The organism is Vibrio sp. 1078-1, assembly GCF_033340475.1.
Genome location: NZ_JAWOWM010000017.1, coordinates 1 through 19,288 on the forward strand (window position 1 = coordinate 1; position 19,288 = coordinate 19,288).

22 protein-coding genes are annotated in these 19,288 nt (G+C 47.0%); 12 read left to right on the plus strand and 10 right to left on the minus strand.

Translation table 11 applies throughout. The annotated features are described in order from the left end of the window. Positions 1–84: 84 nt before the first annotated feature. Complete coding sequence (locus R7190_RS21790; RefSeq protein WP_005379096.1) at positions 85–633, plus strand: gamma carbonic anhydrase family protein; 549 nt, start codon at positions 85–87, stop codon at positions 631–633. Positions 634–640: 7 nt separating this feature from the next. Here R7190_RS21790 and R7190_RS21795 read toward each other — a convergent pair whose 3' ends face one another. The 4 genes from R7190_RS21795 to R7190_RS21810 form a co-directional block, all read right to left on the minus strand. Further along, positions 641–904 (minus strand): DUF1488 domain-containing protein, encoded by a 264-nt coding sequence (locus tag R7190_RS21795; RefSeq protein ID WP_005379090.1) that lies wholly within the window; start codon positions 902–904, stop codon positions 641–643. A gap of 3 nt (positions 905–907) precedes the next feature. Continuing rightward, entirely contained in the window at positions 908–1,741 is an 834-nt protein-coding gene (gene aroE, locus R7190_RS21800) for a shikimate dehydrogenase (RefSeq protein WP_005379088.1), read from the minus strand. 101 nt (positions 1,742–1,842) lie between these two features. Continuing rightward, on the minus strand, positions 1,843–2,760 hold the full coding sequence (hemF, locus tag R7190_RS21805) for an oxygen-dependent coproporphyrinogen oxidase (protein WP_005379086.1): 918 nt from the start codon (positions 2,758–2,760) through the stop codon (positions 1,843–1,845). Between the two features lie 47 nt (positions 2,761–2,807). Further along, positions 2,808–3,365 (minus strand): L-threonylcarbamoyladenylate synthase, encoded by a 558-nt coding sequence (locus tag R7190_RS21810; RefSeq protein ID WP_186584566.1) that lies wholly within the window; start codon positions 3,363–3,365, stop codon positions 2,808–2,810. Positions 3,366–3,564: 199 nt separating this feature from the next. Between R7190_RS21810 and purE the strand changes: the two genes are divergently transcribed. Both purE and R7190_RS21820 read left to right on the plus strand, forming a co-directional pair. Continuing rightward, entirely contained in the window at positions 3,565–4,050 is a 486-nt protein-coding gene (purE, locus tag R7190_RS21815; RefSeq protein ID WP_005379082.1) for a 5-(carboxyamino)imidazole ribonucleotide mutase, read from the plus strand. Between the two features lie 4 nt (positions 4,051–4,054). After that, a complete protein-coding gene (locus R7190_RS21820; protein WP_186584568.1) occupies positions 4,055–5,188 on the plus strand; it encodes a 5-(carboxyamino)imidazole ribonucleotide synthase in 1,134 nt (377 codons plus the stop codon). 66 nt (positions 5,189–5,254) lie between these two features. Here R7190_RS21820 and R7190_RS21825 read toward each other — a convergent pair whose 3' ends face one another. The 4 genes from R7190_RS21825 to R7190_RS21840 form a co-directional block, all read right to left on the minus strand. After that, positions 5,255–5,824 (minus strand): type I DNA topoisomerase, encoded by a 570-nt coding sequence (locus R7190_RS21825; protein ID WP_017821580.1) that lies wholly within the window; start codon positions 5,822–5,824, stop codon positions 5,255–5,257. A gap of 76 nt (positions 5,825–5,900) precedes the next feature. Continuing rightward, a complete protein-coding gene (locus R7190_RS21830; RefSeq protein WP_005379074.1) occupies positions 5,901–6,380 on the minus strand; it encodes a DUF494 family protein in 480 nt (159 codons plus the stop codon). Positions 6,381–6,382: 2 nt separating this feature from the next. Beyond that, positions 6,383–7,492 (minus strand): DNA-processing protein DprA, encoded by a 1,110-nt coding sequence (gene dprA / locus R7190_RS21835; RefSeq protein ID WP_186584570.1) that lies wholly within the window; start codon positions 7,490–7,492, stop codon positions 6,383–6,385. Then, entirely contained in the window at positions 7,476–8,570 is a 1,095-nt protein-coding gene (locus tag R7190_RS21840; RefSeq protein ID WP_186584572.1) for a LysM peptidoglycan-binding domain-containing protein, read from the minus strand. The genes dprA and R7190_RS21840 overlap by 17 nt, the downstream gene beginning before the upstream one ends. Positions 8,571–8,708: 138 nt before the next feature. Here R7190_RS21840 and def point away from each other — a divergent pair, with 138 nt between their 5' ends. The 6 genes from def to R7190_RS21870 all read left to right on the plus strand — a co-directional run bounded on the left by def (position 8,709) and on the right by R7190_RS21870 (position 15,078). Beyond that, positions 8,709–9,227 carry a peptide deformylase gene (gene def / locus R7190_RS21845; RefSeq protein ID WP_005379068.1) on the plus strand — a complete coding sequence of 173 codons (519 nt, stop codon included), beginning with the start codon at positions 8,709–8,711 and terminating at the stop codon, positions 9,225–9,227. Positions 9,228–9,260: 33 nt separating this feature from the next. Beyond that, on the plus strand, positions 9,261–10,208 hold the full coding sequence (gene fmt, locus R7190_RS21850; protein ID WP_186584574.1) for a methionyl-tRNA formyltransferase: 948 nt from the start codon (positions 9,261–9,263) through the stop codon (positions 10,206–10,208). Positions 10,209–10,288: 80 nt separating this feature from the next. Continuing rightward, complete coding sequence (rsmB, locus tag R7190_RS21855) at positions 10,289–11,572, plus strand: 16S rRNA (cytosine(967)-C(5))-methyltransferase RsmB (RefSeq protein WP_086047108.1); 1,284 nt, start codon at positions 10,289–10,291, stop codon at positions 11,570–11,572. Positions 11,573–11,635: 63 nt separating this feature from the next. After that, positions 11,636–13,012, plus strand: a complete 1,377-nt coding sequence (gene trkA, locus R7190_RS21860) for a Trk system potassium transporter TrkA (RefSeq protein WP_005379062.1) — start codon at positions 11,636–11,638, stop codon at positions 13,010–13,012. Positions 13,013–13,021: 9 nt separating this feature from the next. Then, positions 13,022–14,467: a TrkH family potassium uptake protein gene (locus R7190_RS21865; protein ID WP_005386656.1), complete on the plus strand. Its 1,446-nt coding sequence runs from the start codon at positions 13,022–13,024 to the stop codon at positions 14,465–14,467. Between the two features lie 26 nt (positions 14,468–14,493). Next, positions 14,494–15,078 (plus strand): DUF3157 family protein, encoded by a 585-nt coding sequence (locus tag R7190_RS21870; protein WP_017821574.1) that lies wholly within the window; start codon positions 14,494–14,496, stop codon positions 15,076–15,078. 33 nt (positions 15,079–15,111) lie between these two features. Here R7190_RS21870 and trhA read toward each other — a convergent pair whose 3' ends face one another. Continuing rightward, on the minus strand, positions 15,112–15,765 hold the full coding sequence (gene trhA, locus R7190_RS21875; RefSeq protein WP_005379047.1) for a PAQR family membrane homeostasis protein TrhA: 654 nt from the start codon (positions 15,763–15,765) through the stop codon (positions 15,112–15,114). A gap of 70 nt (positions 15,766–15,835) precedes the next feature. Next, a complete protein-coding gene (locus tag R7190_RS21880; protein WP_005379045.1) occupies positions 15,836–16,642 on the minus strand; it encodes a sporulation protein in 807 nt (268 codons plus the stop codon). Between the two features lie 296 nt (positions 16,643–16,938). Between R7190_RS21880 and R7190_RS21885 the strand changes: the two genes are divergently transcribed. The 3 genes from R7190_RS21885 to ccoG all read left to right on the plus strand — a co-directional run bounded on the left by R7190_RS21885 (position 16,939) and on the right by ccoG (position 19,269). Next, positions 16,939–17,106 carry a hypothetical protein gene (locus tag R7190_RS21885; RefSeq protein WP_005379043.1) on the plus strand — a complete coding sequence of 56 codons (168 nt, stop codon included), beginning with the start codon at positions 16,939–16,941 and terminating at the stop codon, positions 17,104–17,106. Between the two features lie 166 nt (positions 17,107–17,272). Further along, positions 17,273–17,539 carry a YihD family protein gene (locus R7190_RS21890; RefSeq protein WP_005379040.1) on the plus strand — a complete coding sequence of 89 codons (267 nt, stop codon included), beginning with the start codon at positions 17,273–17,275 and terminating at the stop codon, positions 17,537–17,539. Positions 17,540–17,847: 308 nt separating this feature from the next. Next, positions 17,848–19,269 (plus strand): cytochrome c oxidase accessory protein CcoG, encoded by a 1,422-nt coding sequence (ccoG, locus tag R7190_RS21895; RefSeq protein ID WP_033906581.1) that lies wholly within the window; start codon positions 17,848–17,850, stop codon positions 19,267–19,269. The last annotated feature ends 19 nt before the right edge of the window (positions 19,270–19,288 follow it).

Genomic DNA, 19,288 nt, shown 5'->3' on the forward strand with positions numbered 1-19,288 from the left:
TGGGTGTTTTTTATTCTAAAAGGCGAGTTTTCACTACTATTCTACCTCCATACACCCTGTAATCGCCCTGAATAAGGAAAAAAGATGAGCTCAATGAGAAGCTACAAAGGTATAAAGCCTGAACTTGGTGAGCGTGTTTACGTTGACCCAACCTCTGTTTTAGTCGGTGATATCCGAATTGGCGATGATTCTAGCATTTGGCCATTGGTAGCAGCGCGAGGCGATGTAAACCACATTCACATTGGTGATCGAACGAATATTCAAGATGGCAGTGTTTTGCATGTCACCCATAAGAACGCCGAAAACCCAAACGGCTACCCATTGATTATTGGTAATGACGTTACGATTGGCCACAAAGTGATGCTGCACGGTTGTGAGATCCACGATCGTGTTTTGGTTGGTATGGGAGCTATTGTTTTAGATGCTGTTGTAATTGAGTCAGAGGTGATGATCGGAGCAGGCAGTTTAGTGCCACCTGGGAAAGTATTAGAAAGTGGCTACTTATATGTTGGAAGCCCAGTAAAACAAGCTCGCCCTCTATCAGAAAAAGAACGAGCTTTCTTGCAAAAGTCTGCCAACAACTATGTGCAGAACAAAAACGACTACTTAAATGAAGTAAAAGACTTGAACTAAAGCCCTGTTAACCGATGATGATATGGCCTTCTTCGTTGAAGGCTTCATCTTCTATTAGCTCTTCAGCCATTTCTTCTAGGTCGAATCGGTAATCAGTAAACACTTTAATTGCCGCTTGCTCAGTTTCAATCAGTGAACCACTGAGCTTTTCTAACTTTTGTTTCGTCACAAAGCACTCTATTAGTGCGCCTGATTGTTGCGCCGAAAAGTTTACCGATTGTGATACTTCATCCCATGATTGAATATCTGGGAATAAGATGGATTGATTCATCGCTTATTGACCTTCAAGGTTCTTTCTTAGTTCTCTGAGAATTTGTTTGGCACCAGGACGTAAGCCACGCCAGAGCATAAAGCTTTCCGCAGCCTGCCCAACTAACATTCCAAGACCGTCATACGCATGAGCGGCACCATTCTCTTTTGCCCATAAGTTAAAGCTCGTCACCCCTTTGCCATAAATCATGTCATAGCTTGTACTGTTAGCGGCAAAGATGGAGGATGAAATAGTCGGCAGTTCACCACTAAGAGAAGCGGATGTGGAGTTAATGATGACATCATACTCTTCATCAATACTTGCTATCTCTTTGGCGAGGATAGGACCGTGAGAGACAAACAGCTCTGCAAGCTCCTGTGCTTTACTAAAGGTACGGTTGGTAATGGTTAAAGAGGTCGGCTTTTGATCAAGTAGTGGCTTAATAACACCACGAGCTGCACCACCAGCGCCAATAATTAGGATTCGCGCGCCTTCCAATACAACCTGATGCTGAAGCAGATCTTGCACTAAACCTGCACCATCAGTGTTGTCACCGATGATTTCACCATCGTCTAACTTCTTGAGGGTATTTACCGCGCCTGCTAACTGAGCCCGTTCTGTCAATCGACTAGCAAATTGATAAGCATCTTCTTTAAATGGCATAGTGATGTTGCACCCCTTGCCACCTTCAGCAAAAAACACCTTCGCCGCGTCAATAAAACCATCAACAGGTGCACTTTCTGCGGTGTACACCAAAGATTGATTAGTTTGACGAGCAAACAAGGTGTGAATGAATGGCGACTTACTGTGTCCGATAGGATTACCAAACACGGCATAGCGATCGATTTGCTGGGTCATTTCCTTACCTTTGCTCCTTACTTAGATATAGAGAAAACAGGGCCACCTGATTACAGATGACCCTATCACTATCTATCTATATAGAAAAGGAGATTCCGTGCTTACCACTCTCGGGGCGTTAGGTATCGCTCGTAAAGTTCAGCTTCTGGCGATCCCGCTTCTGGCTCGTAGCAGTACTCCCAGCGAGCGAGCGGCGGCATTGACATCAGAATCGACTCAGTACGCCCACCACTTTGTAAACCAAATAAGGTGCCACGGTCATACACTAAGTTGAACTCTACGTAACGGCCGCGACGATATAGTTGGAATTCACGCTCACGCTCACCATACTTGAACTCTTTACGACGAGAAACGATCGGCAAGTAAGCCTGGCAATAGCCTTCACCGACTGCTTTGATGTAAGCAAAACACTTATCAAATTCCCACTGGTTTAGATCATCAAAGAACAAACCGCCAACACCGCGAGTTTCATTACGATGTGGTAGGAAGAAGTATTTGTCACACCATGCTTTATGCTCTTGGTAAACATCGTCACCAAATGGCGCACAAAGCAGTTTTGCAGTATCGTGCCATGATTGGCAATCTTCTTCAAATGGATAGAACGGCGTTAGGTCAAAACCACCACCAAACCACCAAATTGGGTCTTCGCCATCTTTTTCTGCAATAAAGAAGCGAACATTGGCGTGTGAAGTCGGTACATAAGGGTTTTTAGGGTGAATAACCAAAGAAACACCCATCGCTTCAAAACGACGACCCGCTAGCTCTGGACGATGCGCTGTCGCAGATGCTGGCATTTCTTTCCCTTCCACATGCGAGAAGTTCACGCCTCCCTGCTCGAAAACAAGGCCATCACGCATAACACGTGAGCGCCCACCGCCACCAAGACGTTCGCCCGGTTCACGATGCCATGCATCCTCGACAAAGACGGCCTTTCCATCTTCTTGTTCTAACTGCTGACAAATGGAGTCCTGAAGTGACATCAAGAACTGCTTTACGGCGTGCTTATCGATCGCTGACATACGTTATTACCTATTACGTGAAACCTAATGATGGCTGGTTAGCAGGGTTAACCCTGTCTTAATATTTGTGAAGTTTTGGCGTCACGAATCTCGCTGGGTTTATCACGACCGCTGGTCTCGCCACGAAGAATGGCGACCAGCTTATCACCCAACTGCTCTTCGACTTCTTCCGTGGTCATACACGGTGGTAAGCCGGAAAGATTCGCGCTGGTAGAGGTTAACGGCTTTCCGAATGCATTACATATTTTTTGCACCAAAGGATGATCAGTCACACGAACCGCAATTGAATCAAACTGCCCTGAAACCCAGTTGGATACTTTATCGCTCGCTGGCATGATCCAAGTGTATGGGCCTGGCCAAGTGGCATGAACAGTCTGTAATTGTTCTTCAGTCAACTGAGATTCATCAATATAAGGCAAGAGCTGATCATAACTTGCCGCGATGAGAATCAGCCCTTTTTCTACCGGACGCTGCTTGAGCTCTAATAGCTTTTGAATTGCTTCTGGGTTATCTGGATCACATCCGACACCAAAAACCCCTTCTGTTGGATAGGCAATCACTTCGCCTTGCTTGAGTGCGTTGAGCACTTGTTCAAAGTTATCCACCGATTACTTCCTATTTGTTTGACTGTGTTGTTTTCACTAAGTGTACAAATATTCATTCTCAGACACTAAAGCAATTTTTTTATAAAATGTATCAATAGCGCCAACAACAAGAAGCAAACGTTTGCTTGAGATAAAAATCCCCGTATAATGCGCACAAATTTATAGCTCACCTAATTTTTGCAGCTTAAAGGAGTTTGAGATGAAAGTCGGTATCATCATGGGTTCTAAATCCGATTGGCCAACCATGAAACTAGCAGCGGACATGCTAGATCAATTTGGCGTGCCTTACGAAACAAAAGTCGTGTCAGCACACCGAACTCCTCAATTACTGGCTGACTACGCTAGTGGCGCAAAAGAACGCGGCATCAAAGTTATCATCGCAGGCGCAGGTGGTGCAGCCCACCTACCAGGTATGGCGGCGGCGTTTACTAGTTTGCCAGTGCTTGGGGTTCCCGTTCAGTCTCGTGCACTGAAAGGTATGGATTCACTGCTTTCTATTGTACAGATGCCAAAGGGAATTGCGGTTGGTACATTGGCGATTGGCGAAGCGGGCGCAGCAAACGCCGGTATCCTAGCTGCGCAAATCCTAGGCACTCATGATGAAAACATCATGGCGAAGGTAGAAGCATTCCGTAATGAGCAAACGGAAACAGTTCTCGCAAATCCAAACCCTGCAGAGGATTAATCAGATGCATGTACTGGTTCTTGGTGCGGGTCAGTTGGCTCGTATGATGTCTCTGGCTGGTGCGCCACTGAATATTCAAATTTCAGCTTACGATGTCAGCAGCGGTGATGTCGTTCACCCTTTAACTCAACAGGTACTTGGCCATGGCTTGGAAAATGCGATTACGCAAGTTGATGTGATTACTGCCGAGTTCGAGCATATTCCACATGACGTGCTCAAGGTTTGCGAAGCGAGCGGCAAGTTCCTACCAAGTACGCAAGCCATCAAAGCAGGTGGTGATCGCCGTATTGAAAAAGCACTGCTTGATGATGCCGGCGTGCGCAACGCGAAATACTACGTCATTGAAACTCGTGAAGACTTTGACCGCGCAATTGAACACGTTGGTATGCCAATGGTTCTGAAAAGTGCATTAGGTGGTTACGATGGTAAAGGCCAATGGCGCTTAAAAGAAGCTTCTCAAGTCGACGACATTTGGACTGAGATGTCGGAGTGCATCGCGGCAACACCAACTCAAGCGATTGTTGCTGAAGAGTTTGTTCCTTTTAACCGCGAAGTATCACTGGTTGGTGCTCGAAGCAAAGATGGCAGTGTGGAAGTGTATCCTCTGGCAGAGAACGTCCACACCAACGGTGTATTGAGTCTTTCTACTGCGATTGATGCGCCAGGGTTACAGGAACAAGCAAAGCAAATGTTCACGGCAGTCGCAGATAGCCTAGATTACGTTGGCGTATTAGCGCTTGAGTTCTTTGATGTCGATGGGGCACTTTTAGTGAATGAGATTGCTCCACGCGTGCACAACTCTGGTCACTGGACACAGCAAGGTGCAGAAACGTGTCAGTTTGAAAACCATCTGCGCGCAGTGTGCGGCTTACCATTAGGCAGTACGAAATTGGTTCGTGAAACCTCAATGATTAATATTCTTGGTGAAGACACACTACCAGAAGCATTGTTATTAATGGATGGTTGCCACATTCATTGGTATGGCAAAGAGAAACGTGCAGGTCGCAAGATGGGACACATCAACGTGTGTGGCGACTACCCAGGAGAATTGCACCGTAGGTTGTGCGCTCTGGCAGACATCTTAGACCCAATAGCTTTCCCAGCCGTGCAAGCGTTCGCTAAACAGCCTCAACACTAACGTTTGGCAGCAAAAAAATAAAAAAAGGGTCGCACGATGCGACCCTTTTTAATTCCTTTGATGTATTTACCCTTGTTGGGTGTGCTGGCACTTACGGTTGGCACATTGCAATTTCACACCACTGGCGAGTTTCTTCTCCACCAACAAAGTAAAACCACATTCTTCGCATCGCCCCTTGACCGGAGCAAGGTTCACAGCAAATTTGCATTTAGGGTAGTTGTCACACGCGTAGAATGTTTTGCCAAATCGGGTTTTACGCTCAACCAAATGTCCTTTGCCACATTCAGGGCAAGCGTGTTGCTCTTGTGACTGCGCCTCTGGCTCTGGTTGATTAATCGACTCAATATGATGACAAGCCGGGTAATGGCTACAACCAACGAACATACCGTAGCGCCCTTGGCGGAGAACCAACTCATTGCCACACTCAGGACAAGGCACACCCAACTCTTTCACGATGTGACCATCATTGCTGTGTAGCGGTTTAATGTAATCACAGCTTGGGTAATGGTTACAGCCGAGAAATGGGCCATGTTTTCCGTGCTTGAGAGTCAGCTCACCACCACATTTTGGACACGGCTCGTGTTCCAAAGCGTGTTCATGGGCAGAGAAAAGGGTGTTGTCGATTTTACTACTCATACTTACCGTTTCGTGAAAAACACACAAAAAGACAAGCTCGCGTTTATTCTAGTTAAACTCGAACTTGCCCAGATGGTTAGTGAAGAATCCCTTGTTCCTTGGTGTACAACAGCTCTTCCATTAGCGTGTAAGCGTTTTCGTTGCCAGGCACATTAAACAGCACCATCAGAATGATCCATTTGAGATCTTCAAGCTCAAACTCACTCGTTTCTAATCCCATCACTCGGTCAATCACCATTTCGCGAGTTTCTGTGGTTAACACATTGATTTGCTCGAGAAACAATAGAAAACCTCGGCATTCCAAATCTAAACGCTGCATCTCTTTCGCTGTGTAGATACGAGTTGATGACGAAGCCATGCAAGTCGAGATTGCAGAAGAGGTGTCACTTTGCTGCAATGCGGCAAGCTCTTCTAACCAGACAAGGGCTTTGTAGATATCTTTTTGTTGGAAGCCTGCACGAAGCAACTCTTCTTCCAACTCGTCTTGTTCGACCTGTAACTCTGCATCGCTATGGATGTAGGTTTCGAATAGATACATCAGTATATCCATCATCATAGCTAGCCCCTCCCCTTTCGAATATAGCCACCTGAAACCGCAACGACATGCCCAGAGAGTTCTAACTCTAAGAGCTGCATCATGACTTCTTGGACAGGTATATTGGTCCTGTTTGCAAGAATATCAACCGGTGTAGCTTCACTTCCTACGTTAGCTAACAGCTGAGGAAATGGCAATTCTTCTTCATCATTTAACGTAGAAAATAAATCGGTACTCTGATTAATAGACCAATCAAGCAAGGACTGTATTTCATCTAAGACATCTTTCGTCTTTTCTACGAGGCAAGCGCCATGACGTATCAACTGGTTTCCACCGCAGGCATTGGGGGCATTGATTGACGCTGGCAGCGCAAATACTTCTCGACCTTGCTCAAGCGCGTAACGAGCTGTAATTAACGAGCCGCTCTTTTTCGCCGCCTCGACGACCAGTACACCAAGCGATAATCCACTAATAATACGATTACGACGCGGGAAGTTTTCTGGGCGCGGCTTGGCATTAGGCCGAGACTCAGACACCAAAGCCCCATGTTCAATAGCACGTTGCGCTAAACCACGATGACGTGCCGGATAAATATTTTCTAAGCCAGATCCTAGCACCGCAATCGTCTTACCACCCGCTTGCAACGCACCATCATGCGCATGACCATCAATGCCTAAAGCGAGACCACTGGTGACAATAAAATCGTGCTGAACAAACTCTGCAGCAAACTGACGTGCATGCTGTAATCCATCAATACTCGCATTTCGACTTCCAACCATCGCGATTTGTGGCTGAGAAAGACAAGTAGGGTTTCCTTGAACAAAAAGTAGAGGTGGCGGTGCAACGATTTGTTTGAGCTGAGGTGGATAACACGGGTCAGTCAGTGTCAGGATATGATGATTTGTAGAAGCCTCAAGCCAGCTTAAACAAGCATCGACTTCTTTATCTGTTGAAGCCCAAGCTTGAATTTGCTTAGTTGTTAACCCAAGTTGTTGTAGCTGTTCAGGAGAGAAGTTTACGATGTTACGTGGCGTGTCTCTTGCCAGTAGCTTATTCATTTTGACGCCGCCAATGCCTGGCAAACAACTCAGTTTTAACCAGGCAGCGAGATCATCGTTATTTCGTCGATTCATCGATGGTTAATTCGTCCGCCAACGGTGACACCACCGAAATATCTTGGTTAATGGGTTTCGTACTGTTAGTGATCAGTGCCAAGCTAAAGTACTCATAAGGACGAATGACCAGCAACTCACCAACTTTGCTTTGAGGCAAAGTAATTTTCTTATCAAGCACGCCAAACTCTTTCTTGAACTCATCGCCGTCTTTGTAAACTGGGTGCGCGTCTTCTTTTAAATCAAACACACTGCCTTGCTTGAGATTGTCTGACGTGCCTTTATCAATCACCACGACTTGGTTAGTTGAACTAAAGCGAATACCTTCGATATTACCTAGCAACTTTGCAGAACTGCCTTGTGGCGACGGCAGCGGATAGAACGTAGTCGTGAAGTCAGTATTCTCAACCGATTGATTTGGCAACGCGATATCGTTACGTAGGATTTCTTGCATTTGCGATGTAAGCTTCAAACCTGAGTAATCAGTCGAAGCTTCAACGAGCTCGCCTTTGGCAATCAAACGCAGCGCGGTAATCTCTTCGGACACATCGTCACGCGAAAAGGTAGCTACTGGTCGGTAAATAGCCCAACCTGTCGCGGTCTGATTGCCATTGATATACAGCACATCTTCTGCAGTCAGATACTTACTGCCCTTGCTGCTACCCATCACTTTTGCTGCTCTGTTCAACGAATCTTTATCTAGCAACCGATCCGATTTAAGGTAAGGCATCACCAAACCTTCCGCGACCGTTGGTACGGCTTTCTTTTCTGTGATGCGAGCTTTCGGGCTCAGCTTCTTAACCGGTTTTAGGCTCAACACGGGCTGACCGTTAATCCACACCAAAGACAGCTTGTCTCCGGGATAAATTAAATGAGGGTTATCGATTTCCGGGTTTACTTGCCATAAACGAGGCCACAACCACGGGCTATCCAAGTACATGGCCGAAATATCCCATAGCGTATCGCCCTTCACAACTACATATGTATGTGGCGCATCATCTTTAACAGTCAGTGGGTTCGCATCCACATTTGCTACAGCGTTGAAAGAGAAAAGTAACGGCAACGTAACACTGGCAACGTTGCGGAAAATTCGATTCATGACCCTCGTCCTTGGTCTATTAAGCAGGAACCAGAATGGAAATTGGTGCAAGGATGCTGTCATTTAGGCTATAAAATGTCTAGAATTGAGCCAACAAGGTTTGTGCTGTTTCGGCACAGTTCAATATTTCGAGTGAATATGTCTGTATTACAAGTATTAACATTCCCGGATGATCGCCTGCGCACAGTCGCAAAGCCTGTTGAAGCGGTGACACCTGAGATTCAAAAAATCGTCGATGACATGATTGAAACCATGTACGACGAAGAAGGTATTGGCCTTGCTGCAACGCAGGTTGATATCCACAAACGTATCGTAGTGATTGATATTTCAGAAACTCGCGATGAGCCGATGGTGCTAATCAACCCTGAGATTCTGGAAAAGCGTGGCGAAGATGGCATCGAAGAAGGCTGTCTGTCGGTACCAGGTGCGCGCGCACTTGTGCCTCGCGCTGCAGAAGTTACCGTTAAAGCACTGGATCGTGATGGCAAAGAGTTCACCTTTGAAGCCGACGACCTGCTAGCGATTTGTGTTCAACACGAGCTTGATCACCTACAAGGTAAGCTATTCGTGGATTACCTATCACCACTGAAACGCAAACGCATTCAGGACAAGCTAGCGAAAATCAAACGCTTTAACGAGAAGCAGCAAAACGCTTAATCTCGAACCATACCAATTAGAAGGAAGTCTACCTTGAGTCAGTCTTTACGAATTGTCTTTGCAGGTACTCCGGATTTCGCCGCCCGTCACTTGGCGGCGTTGTTGTCTTCGGAGCATGAAGTCATCGCGGTTTACACAAACCCAGATCGTCCAGCGGGTCGTGGCAAAAAATTGGCTGCGCCACCGGTAAAACAACTGGCGCTAGAACACAATATCCCGGTTTACCAACCTGAAAGCTTTAAGTCCGACGAAGCGAAACAAGAACTTGCCGATCTGAACGCCGACCTCATGGTTGTCGTGGCGTACGGTATGCTGCTGCCACAAGCGGTTCTTGATACCCCTAAACTTGGTTGTATCAACGTACATGGTTCTATCCTACCTCGTTGGCGTGGTGCGGCTCCAATCCAACGCTCTATTTGGGCGGGCGATGCAGAAACTGGCGTGACCATCATGCAGATGGACATCGGTCTCGACACTGGTGATATGCTGAAGATTGCAACTCTGCCAATCGAAGCGACAGATACCAGCGCTTCAATGTATGGAAAATTGGCTGAGCTTGGTCCAGAAGCTCTGATTGACTGCCTAGCAGACATTGCTGCGGGTAAAGCAGTGCCAGTGAAGCAAGACGATGAGCTAGCGAACTATGCGAAAAAACTCAGCAAAGAAGAAGCACGCATCAACTGGAACGACGATGCGGCGCACATTGAGCGCTGCGTTCGTGCATTTAACCCATGGCCAATGAGCCACTTTGAGGCGGCAGAAAACAGCATCAAAGTATGGCAAAGCCGTGTGGCAGAGCAAACCAGTGACAAGCCAGCCGGCACCATCGTACAAGCAGATAAAACCGGTATTTATGTTGCGACAGGCAACGGCGTACTGGTGCTAGAGCAACTGCAAGTTCCTGGCAAAAAAGCCATGTCAGTTCAGGATATTCTGAATTCGCGTGCGGCTTGGTTTGAAGTTGGCACTCTGCTGGTTTAAGCCATACTAGGGGTTATCATCCCCAATAATACGAACTTTTAGAGGGCAGAGATGCCCTCCTTTACTTTAAGGTACTCATCATGAATGTTCGCGCTGCGGCTGCTAACGTCCTGTATCTTGTCGTCGACAAGGGCCACTCACTTTCAAGCGCTCTTCCAGCGGCTCAACAAACGGTACGACCTCGTGACCATGCTCTGCTACAAGAGATCTGTTACGGTGCGCTACGTTACCTACCTCGCCTAGAAATGATCGCAAACCAATTGATGGATAAGCCGCTAAAAGGCAAACAACGTGTATTCCATCACCTAATTCTGGTTGGTATTTACCAACTGAGCTTCATGCGTATTCCTGCGCACGCAGCAGTCGGTGAAACGGTTGAAGGCACTAAAGAGCTGAAAGGTCCTCGTCTGCGTGGTTTGATTAACGCGGTATTGCGTAACTACCAGCGCAACCAAGAAGAACTCGACCAAATGGCCGTCAGCAACAACGCTGGCAAGTACGGTCACCCAAGCTGGTTACTAAAACTGCTGCAAGAGGCCTACCCAAAGCAATGGGAAAGTATTGTTGAAGCGAACAACCAAAAAGCACCAATGTGGCTGCGTGTGAACCATCAACACCACACTCGTGATGAATACCTTGCGCTGCTCAAAAATGAAAACATTGATAGCACGCCACACACAGAAGCAATGGACGCCATAAAATTGGCCGCACCATGTGACGTGATGAAGCTACCTGGTTTTGATAAAGGTTGGGTTTCGGTACAAGATGCGGCGGCGCAGCTTTCGATCAACTACCTAAAACCACAAGACGGCGAACGGATTTTAGATTGCTGTGCTGCGCCAGGTGGCAAGACTGCGCACATTCTAGAGCGCACGTCGGGCAGTGAAGTGGTCGCGATTGACTGCGACGACACACGCTTGAAACGTGTGCATGAAAACCTGAAGCGTCTCAACCTTCAGGCAAAAGTGGTTTGCGGTGATGCGCGTAATCCACAAGAATGGTGGCAAGGCGAGCAATTTGATCGCATTTTGCTGGATGCCCCATGTTCTGCGACTGGCGTGATTCGTCGTCACCCAGACATCAAATGGCTACGTCGTGCAGACGACATCGCCGCATTAGCAGAGCTGCAAAGTGAAATTTTTGATGCCATGTGGACGCAACTGAAGCCCGGCGGCACCATGGTTTACGCGACTTGTTCAATCACACCGCAAGAAAACGTGGAGCAAGTAAAAGCGTTTTTAGCACGTACCGCGGATGCGCAACTGCTGGATTCTGATCCCGACCAGCCTGGTCGTCAAATTCTACCAGGCGAAGAAGATATGGATGGTTTCTACTACGCAGTGCTAACTAAGACACACGCGTAACAGCATGCTAAATAGGGCGATTGAAGTGATTTCAATCGCCTTTTTCAGATACGAGAAAAGAGTATGAAGATCATTATTCTTGGTGCAGGTCAGGTTGGCGGCACACTGGCAGAAAACCTAGTGGGTGAAAACAACGACATCACCATCGTCGACAATAATGCCGACCGACTGCGTGAATTGCAGGACAAATACGACCTACGTGTGGTCAATGGCCATGCGAGCCATCCAGACGTGCTACACGAAGCTGGCGCGCAAGACGCCGATATGCTCGTCGCAGTAACCAACACTGATGAAACCAACATGGCCGCCTGTCAGGTCGCGTTCACTCTATTCAATACCCCAAACCGCGTTGCGCGTATTCGCTCTCCAGAATACTTGGCAGAAAAAGAAGCCCTGTTTAAATCTGGCGCTATTCCTGTTGATCACCTTATCGCACCAGAAGAACTCGTTACGAGCTACATCGAACGTCTGATCCAATACCCAGGTGCGCTGCAAGTGGTGAGCTTTGCTGAACAGAAAGTCAGCCTAGTGGCGGTGAAAGCCTACTATGGTGGCCCGTTGGTGGGTAATGCGCTATCTGCTTTGCGTGAGCACATGCCGCACATTGATACCCGTGTGGCAGCTATTTTCCGCCAGGGTCGCCCGATTCGCCCACAAGGCACCACGATTATTGAAGCCGACGATGAAGTGTTCTTCGTTGCAGCAAGTAATCATATTCGCTCAGTGATGAGTGAGCTTCAGCGCCTAGAAAAACCGTACCGCCGCATCATGATTGTTGGCGGGGGTAACATCGGCGCAAGCTTGGCAAAACGCCTAGAGCAAACTTACAGCGTGAAGCTGATTGAGCGTAACTACCAGCGTGCAGAAAAGCTCTCTGAGCAACTAGAAAACACCATCGTGTTCTGCGGTGATGCGGCAGACCAAGAGCTTCTCTCGGAAGAGAACATCGACCAAGTCGACGTCTTCATCGCGCTGACCAACGAAGATGAAACCAACATCATGTCTGCAATGTTGGCAAAACGCATGGGCGCTAAAAAAGTGATGGTGCTGATCCAACGTGGCGCTTATGTAGACCTGGTACAAGGCGGCGTAATTGATGTAGCAATCTCACCTCAGCAAGCCACTATTTCAGCCTTGCTAACGCACGTTCGTCGCGCTGATATCGTAAACGTATCCTCACTTCGCCGCGGCGCTGCGGAAGCGATTGAAGCCGTCGCTCACGGTGATGAAAGTACATCTAAAGTGGTTGGACGTGCGATTGGAGATATAAAGCTTCCACCTGGGACCACCATTGGTGCTATCGTTCGTGGCGAAGAAGTTCTTATTGCCCACGACCGTACGGTCATCGAGCAGGATGATCATGTGGTGATGTTCCTGGTCAACAAAAAATACGTATCAGACGTCGAAGCGCTATTCCAACCGAGTCCATTTTTCCTCTAGGATTTTCCTATGGTCAACTTACGTCCCGTACTGTTTGTTATCGGGCTGGTTTTATCCAAACTGGCCCTGTTTATGTACGTGCCGACTTTGGTCGCTTTCTTTACCGGTACGGGGGGATTCCTCGATTTCGCCCAAGCCGTTGTGATCACGCACCTTGCCGCCTTCATCTGCCTAACGATAGGTCGAACCGCCAAGTTCAAACTCAGCGTACGCGATATGTTCCTCATCACCAGTTTGGTTTGGACCATCGCGAGTGCGTTTGCCGCCTTGCCATTTGTGTTTATCAACCACATCAGCTTCACCGACGCCTACTTCGAAACGATGTCGGGTATCACCACGACGGGCTCAACGGTGCTCAGTGGCCTAGACAACATGGCGCCGAGCATCTTGCTATGGCGCTCTATTTTACAGTGGCTTGGTGGCATTGGTTTTATCGTGATGGCGGTAGCAGTGTTACCTATGCTGAATGTCGGTGGTATGAAGCTATTCCAAACCGAATCATCAGATTGGTCGGATAAAAGTAGTCCAAGAGCGAAAACGGTCGCCAAAAACATCGTAGCGGTTTATTTGATGCTAACGGGCTTATGTATTTTGGGCTACTTGGTCACCGGCATGAACCTGTTCGAAGCAATCAACCATGCCTTTACTACGCTATCGACAGGTGGATACTCTACATCTGATGGGTCAATGAACCACTTCTCTAATGGCGCACATTGGGTGGCCACTACCTTTATGTTCTTAGGTGGTTTGCCATTTTTGCTCTTTATCGCCGCGTTACGTAAACGCCGTATTGATGTGTTGGTTAACGACGCTCAAGTTAGAGGATTTGCGTACCTGTTCGTATTCTCAAGCTTAGTGATTTCAGCTTGGTTAGTGATTCGAGATGGGTACACCATTTTGGATGCCCTGCGAGTGTCGATGTTTAATATTGTCTCTGTCGTCACCACAACTGGCTTTGGCTTAGAAGACTTCACCGCATGGGGCGCATTACCCACAACTCTTTTCGCATTCTTAATGATGGCGGGAGCATGCTCAGGATCAACGTCTGGCGGGATCAAAATCTTCCGCTTCCAAATTGCGATGACGCTGCTAAACAAACAAATGATGAAGTTGATTCACCCTTCAGGGGTGTTTGTACAGCGTTATAACCAGCGACCGGTGAATGATGATATTGTTCGCTCAGTGGTGGCATTTGGCTTGATGTTTTTTATCACCATTATCTTTATCGCGGGTTGTTTAAGTGCTCTTGGCCTCGACCCTGTGACCAGTATTTCTGGCTCAATCACCGCCGTTGCCAATGTTGGCCCTGGTATGGGTAGTGTGATTGGCCCGACAGGCAACTTCGCGCCTCTGCCCGATACTGCCAAATGGCTCTTAAGCTTTGGGATGTTAATGGGCCGCTTGGAAATTCTGACTATTCTTGTACTGTTCTTTCCTGCGTTTTGGCGCCGCTAAGCAGACTCTAATTAAAAGGTATAACAATGAAAACATGGATTACTCTGGCGACCCTACTTGCCGCCTCATCCACATACGCCGCCGAGGTCATCACTTTAGCCGATGGTCGAGAAGTGAAGTTGAACGATGACTTTACCTGGGAATACGTCATGAAAAAAACGGCGCAGCAAGCGACGGAGACACAAACAACAGCAAGCGTAGTTGAAACAATCGCAGCTCCTGCGATTGCGACAATCCCAGTGATAACGAAAACCGTTGGCACGACCGTGGTGGTAAACGCCAAAAAGCCAACCATGCAGCTATCAGATTCAGGTGTGGATGTATTGATTGGTTCAGCAAGCTATCAAAGCGGTGAGCTTGTTTTACCTACATCAATCACTAACCAAAGCTCTCAATCTGTCATTCAAGTGGAAGTTGAGGTGCAAGTGTTTGATATGTCTGGTCAGCAACTGGCAAAAGAAAACGTGACTGTTTGGCAATCCATCAAGCGCATGGCGGATACCTACCTGCGACCTCAGCAAGCGGAGCAAGGTAAGAGCATAAAACTGGCTGTACCGCAATCACAGCAATACCAGTTTTCTGCCAAAGTGCTAGAGGTAAAAACTCGCTAATACGTGTTTAATATTCTTTGTTGAGCCTATCGGCTAGATAGGCTCAACAAAGTAATAAATAGCAAAGAAATGGCACACGCAGCCAGCCAAAACAAAGCCGTGCCAAATCGCATGGTTAAAGGGAATGCGCTTCGCAACGTAGAAAATCACGCCCAGTGAATACACAATTCCACCAGCGGCAAGCAGTGTAAGTCCGCCGACATCCAAGTTGATCGCCAACTGATAAATCACAATCAACGATAACCATCCCATCACCAAATACGTCATCAAAGAAAGCTTTTTAAATCGATAGACGAACGCAACTTTCATGATGATGCCGATCAACGCAATGCTCCAAATAACGATCATCAACCCAAATGCTAGAGGTGTTCTTAAGCTGACTAACAAGAAAGGGGTATAGCTGCCTGCTATCAAAAGATAAATAGCACAGTGGTCGAAGGTTTTTAGCCAACGTTTCGCTTTGGGATGAGGGATCGCATGATAGAGCGTCGAGGCCAAAAATAGCACGATAATACTCGCACCATAAATCGCCATACTGGTAAGCGTTAAAGTGTCAGCTTGATGGTCTATGGCTTTAACTAACAGCAGTATCAAGCCAACAATACCAAAAATCATCCCTATACCGTGGGTGATGGTATTGGCCAGTTCTTCACGTTGACTGTATTGAGGTTTCTGCAGCTCGGACATCAATGCGCCTATACTAGAGTTTGAAATTTGCTCTAGTATGGCACATTAGGCTTACACGTGTAAGCTTAAATTAAGACTCATGAACGGCAGTAGTTTGATCGAGATAATTGAGTACCAGTTCGCCAACTTGATCTGGCTTAGTCGTGGCAGGGATGGTCAGCTCTCGCTTGAGTTTGCCACTACCCAGTAAGCTCGCGAGCATGCCACCTTGCCCCTTGCGTGTGCGGTCAACTTCAAACCACAACTTGAGCTCTTGCTCACTGCGGTGGGCAACAAATTCTAATTCGCGCCACACGCCGTGGTAAGGTCCGTCGGTTGGCACCAGTTCAAACTCTTGCACAAATGGTAGATCGAATCCTTTCACTTCCTCGCATTCCACCTGGCGAATTCGTAAACCTTGCGCTTCAAATGCAGATAGTACCGCATCCATCAGTGGATCAGGTCGGACGGTGAGGATGTCTTTATCAGTCGGATCCAAAGCAGCAGCAACGTCTAAGCCAGTTTCTAACCATACTTTGGCATCACCAATGGTGACAGGCGTGTTCCAAGGCACATCGAGCTTAACATCGAAGGTACGCTCTTCGCCGGAATGGATGGTAAATGCGTAAGGGAGACTCCACTTAGCAAGCACATGAGTTTGAGGTACTCGGCGCATGCTGTGTCCTTCTCGCGCACCACGGTCATCAGGGGCTTCTGCGATGTAGCGGCAACAGAGTTTTAAATCAATGTTGTCGATCGCTTGTTCAGTCGCACCACCATATACATGGATCGACACATCCACACTTTGACCTGGGTATAGCACGTCTTGGTTTAAGATTGAGTCGACCTTCGCGCTCCCAATCCCAAAACTGGCAAGTGTCTTCTTCAAAAATGACATAGGCACCTCCTTCATCGAGATCTCATACTACTACTGCTGATCGTGGGAGCAAACAAAAATTGCCTCGAACATCGCGACAAAATGACAAAATCTAAACAATTCAATTGCTCAACTATCGACCAATTATTACAAGGATGCTAATCTTACACTTGATATGCATGCATATCGGTATTCCTGACTCATTAACTGGATTGGCGAGAGCCAGAAGAGTGATTCTTCAATCTTGTTGGAGCCTAGCTCATAATGATTCAGGCCATTACATCGGCAATGGATATGCCTGACAGTTAGGTAAATTAATGCGCCCAACAACAGTCAGGTTCGCACACACTAATACTAGTGCAATGCGCCGCCGCAGTGGCTTTACTACTGCACCAAAGGCAAAGCAAGTTGCGCCAGCAATGACATTGGTTGAGAAGACAGCAATGATGTCGAGTGTTCCGGCCAAAGTTATCAAAGCAGCTTAATCAAAAGCGCGGCGCCAGCTGCGCTTTTTTCTTTGCACGCGACTCATAAAGCTTCAAAGACTTAGAACAAACTACAGTGAAAGAGATCGTTTTTCCTATTTGGTCTTAGCAAAGCAATTTGGTACCTTTACTGCTAATTACACCTATAAATTCTGTGGAGAAAGAAATGAAGTGTCATCGCATTGAAGAGCTGCTTGAGCTACTAGAGCCTGAATGGCATAAAGATCAAGAGCTGAACCTCTTGCAGTTCATCGTTAAGCTGGCAAAAGAAGCAGGCTATAAAGGAAAGCTAGAAGATCTGACCGACGATGTACTGATCTACCACCTTAAAATGCGTAATAGCAGCAAAGATGAAATGATCCCTGGACTCAAAAAAGACCAAGAGGACGATTTTAAAACGGCGATCCTACGCGCTCGTGGCATCATCAAATAACTAGCTCAACAGCCAGTATTCTTTAAGCGACTCTCTCTGTGAGTCGCTTTTTTATAACCAAAGTTTTTAGTCCCACAATTGGTTATAACTGTTCAGCCAATTATCAGGTTAACTGTACTGATTTTTGTTGTTAAACATTGACTGCGTTAAAGAAACGGAATTGTTATTGATTGTATAATCGCCGTTCATCAGTATTTACTAAAATAATTATGTTCGGTCATCTTTATGACGGAACGAGCAGCAATGTCATCGAGCGACATCAATAGAAATGACGCCGTACATTATAAAAGCCTAAGAAGGATGAGTGCATGAGTCAGGACAAGATCGATATCAAAGATGTGACTCCTAAAACCTATAATCCCAAAACCCATAAAGGAAACGGGGATCGGTTCAACCCAAGTAATCGCATCTATGTACGCGAAAGCAAAGGGACTTACCAGAAACTGCGTCGTTACGGTGGTTGGTTCTTACTGCTTCTCTTCGCTTTGATACCGTGGATTCCTTACGGTGAACGTCAAGCGATCTTGCTTGATATTGGCAACCAGCAGTTCAACTTTTTCGGTACCACCCTGTACCCACAAGATCTTACCCTACTCGCCTTGCTGTTTGTGATCGCGGCGTTTGGGTTGTTCTTTATTACCACCTTCTTGGGTCGGGTTTGGTGTGGCTATCTCTGCCCACAAACCGTCTGGACCTTCATGTATATCTGGTTTGAAGAGAAGCTGGAAGGTAGTGCCAATAAACGCCGCAAACAAGACTCCAATAAGCTGACGGCGAATTTAGCGATGCGTAAAACCGTCAAACATATAGCTTGGTTTGCCATTGCACTCGCCACTGGTTTTACTTTTGTTGGCTACTTCGTGCCAATGAAGCAATTGGTTATCGACTTTTTCACCTTTAACGCCAACTTCTGGCCCGTCTTTTGGGTAATGTTCTTTGCCATTTGTACTTATGGTAATGCTGGTTGGATGCGTTCCATCATGTGTATTCACATGTGTCCTTACGCGCGCTTCCAGTCTGCCATGTTTGATAAAGACACCTTCATCGTTGGCTACGATGCAAAACGTGGGGAAAAACGTGGCCCACGTCCGCGTAAAGCCGATCCAAAGCAGCTTGGTTTGGGTGATTGTATTGATTGTGATTTGTGTGTGCAGGTGTGCCCAACAGGTATCGATATTCGTGACGGCTTGCAGTATGAATGTATCAACTGTGGCGCCTGTATTGATGCGTGTGACAACACCATGGATCGCATGGGCTACGAGAAAGGCCTAATTAGTTACACCACCGAACATCGCTTATCGGGTAAGAGTACCAAAGTCATGCGTCCGAAGCTGCTAGGCTATGGTGCCGTACTACTCGTCATGGTCGGTCTTTTCTTTGCCCAAATTGCAGCGGTAGACCCAGCCGGCATGAGTGTTATTCGCGACCGTAACCAACTGTTCCGCGTTAATAGCTCGGGAGAAGTAGAAAACACCTACACCCTCAAAGTGATCAACAAAACTCAGCAAGTGCAAGAGTACTCGTTGGATGTTGAAGGGCTATCCGATGTAAGCTGGTATGGTAAGCAGACAATTCAGGTCCAGCCAGGTGAGGTATTAAACCTGCCAATGAGTCTTGGTGCCGATCCTGACAAGCTAAACTCTGCGATTACGACAATTCAGTTTATACTCACCGATAAGAGCAACGAATTCACCATTGAAGTAGAAAGCCGTTTTATTAAAAAACTATAGTGCTACTTCAGTGACTAAC

Bases quoted from the DNA above. Each gene is read 5' to 3' on its own strand.
- R7190_RS21790 (WP_005379096.1), top strand. From the start codon at position 85: ATGAGCTCAATGAGAAGCTACAAAGGTATAAAGCCTGAACTTGGTGAG.
- R7190_RS21795 (WP_005379090.1), bottom strand. From the start codon at position 904: ATGAATCAATCCATCTTATTCCCAGATATTCAATCATGGGATGAAGTA.
- aroE (WP_005379088.1), bottom strand. From the start codon at position 1,741: ATGACCCAGCAAATCGATCGCTATGCCGTGTTTGGTAATCCTATCGGA.
- hemF (WP_005379086.1), bottom strand. From the start codon at position 2,760: ATGTCAGCGATCGATAAGCACGCCGTAAAGCAGTTCTTGATGTCACTT.
- purE (WP_005379082.1), top strand. From the start codon at position 3,565: ATGAAAGTCGGTATCATCATGGGTTCTAAATCCGATTGGCCAACCATG.
- R7190_RS21820 (WP_186584568.1), top strand. From the start codon at position 4,055: ATGCATGTACTGGTTCTTGGTGCGGGTCAGTTGGCTCGTATGATGTCT.
- R7190_RS21825 (WP_017821580.1), bottom strand. From the start codon at position 5,824: ATGAGTAGTAAAATCGACAACACCCTTTTCTCTGCCCATGAACACGCT.
- R7190_RS21830 (WP_005379074.1), bottom strand. From the start codon at position 6,380: ATGATGATGGATATACTGATGTATCTATTCGAAACCTACATCCATAGC.
- dprA (WP_186584570.1), bottom strand. From the start codon at position 7,492: ATGAATCGACGAAATAACGATGATCTCGCTGCCTGGTTAAAACTGAGT.
- R7190_RS21840 (WP_186584572.1), bottom strand. From the start codon at position 8,570: ATGAATCGAATTTTCCGCAACGTTGCCAGTGTTACGTTGCCGTTACTT.
- def (WP_005379068.1), top strand. From the start codon at position 8,709: ATGTCTGTATTACAAGTATTAACATTCCCGGATGATCGCCTGCGCACA.
- rsmB (WP_086047108.1), top strand. From the start codon at position 10,289: ATGAATGTTCGCGCTGCGGCTGCTAACGTCCTGTATCTTGTCGTCGAC.
- trkA (WP_005379062.1), top strand. From the start codon at position 11,636: ATGAAGATCATTATTCTTGGTGCAGGTCAGGTTGGCGGCACACTGGCA.
- R7190_RS21865 (WP_005386656.1), top strand. From the start codon at position 13,022: ATGGTCAACTTACGTCCCGTACTGTTTGTTATCGGGCTGGTTTTATCC.
- R7190_RS21870 (WP_017821574.1), top strand. From the start codon at position 14,494: ATGAAAACATGGATTACTCTGGCGACCCTACTTGCCGCCTCATCCACA.
- trhA (WP_005379047.1), bottom strand. From the start codon at position 15,765: ATGTCCGAGCTGCAGAAACCTCAATACAGTCAACGTGAAGAACTGGCC.
- R7190_RS21880 (WP_005379045.1), bottom strand. From the start codon at position 16,642: ATGTCATTTTTGAAGAAGACACTTGCCAGTTTTGGGATTGGGAGCGCG.
- R7190_RS21885 (WP_005379043.1), top strand. From the start codon at position 16,939: ATGCGCCCAACAACAGTCAGGTTCGCACACACTAATACTAGTGCAATG.
- R7190_RS21890 (WP_005379040.1), top strand. From the start codon at position 17,273: ATGAAGTGTCATCGCATTGAAGAGCTGCTTGAGCTACTAGAGCCTGAA.
- ccoG (WP_033906581.1), top strand. From the start codon at position 17,848: ATGAGTCAGGACAAGATCGATATCAAAGATGTGACTCCTAAAACCTAT.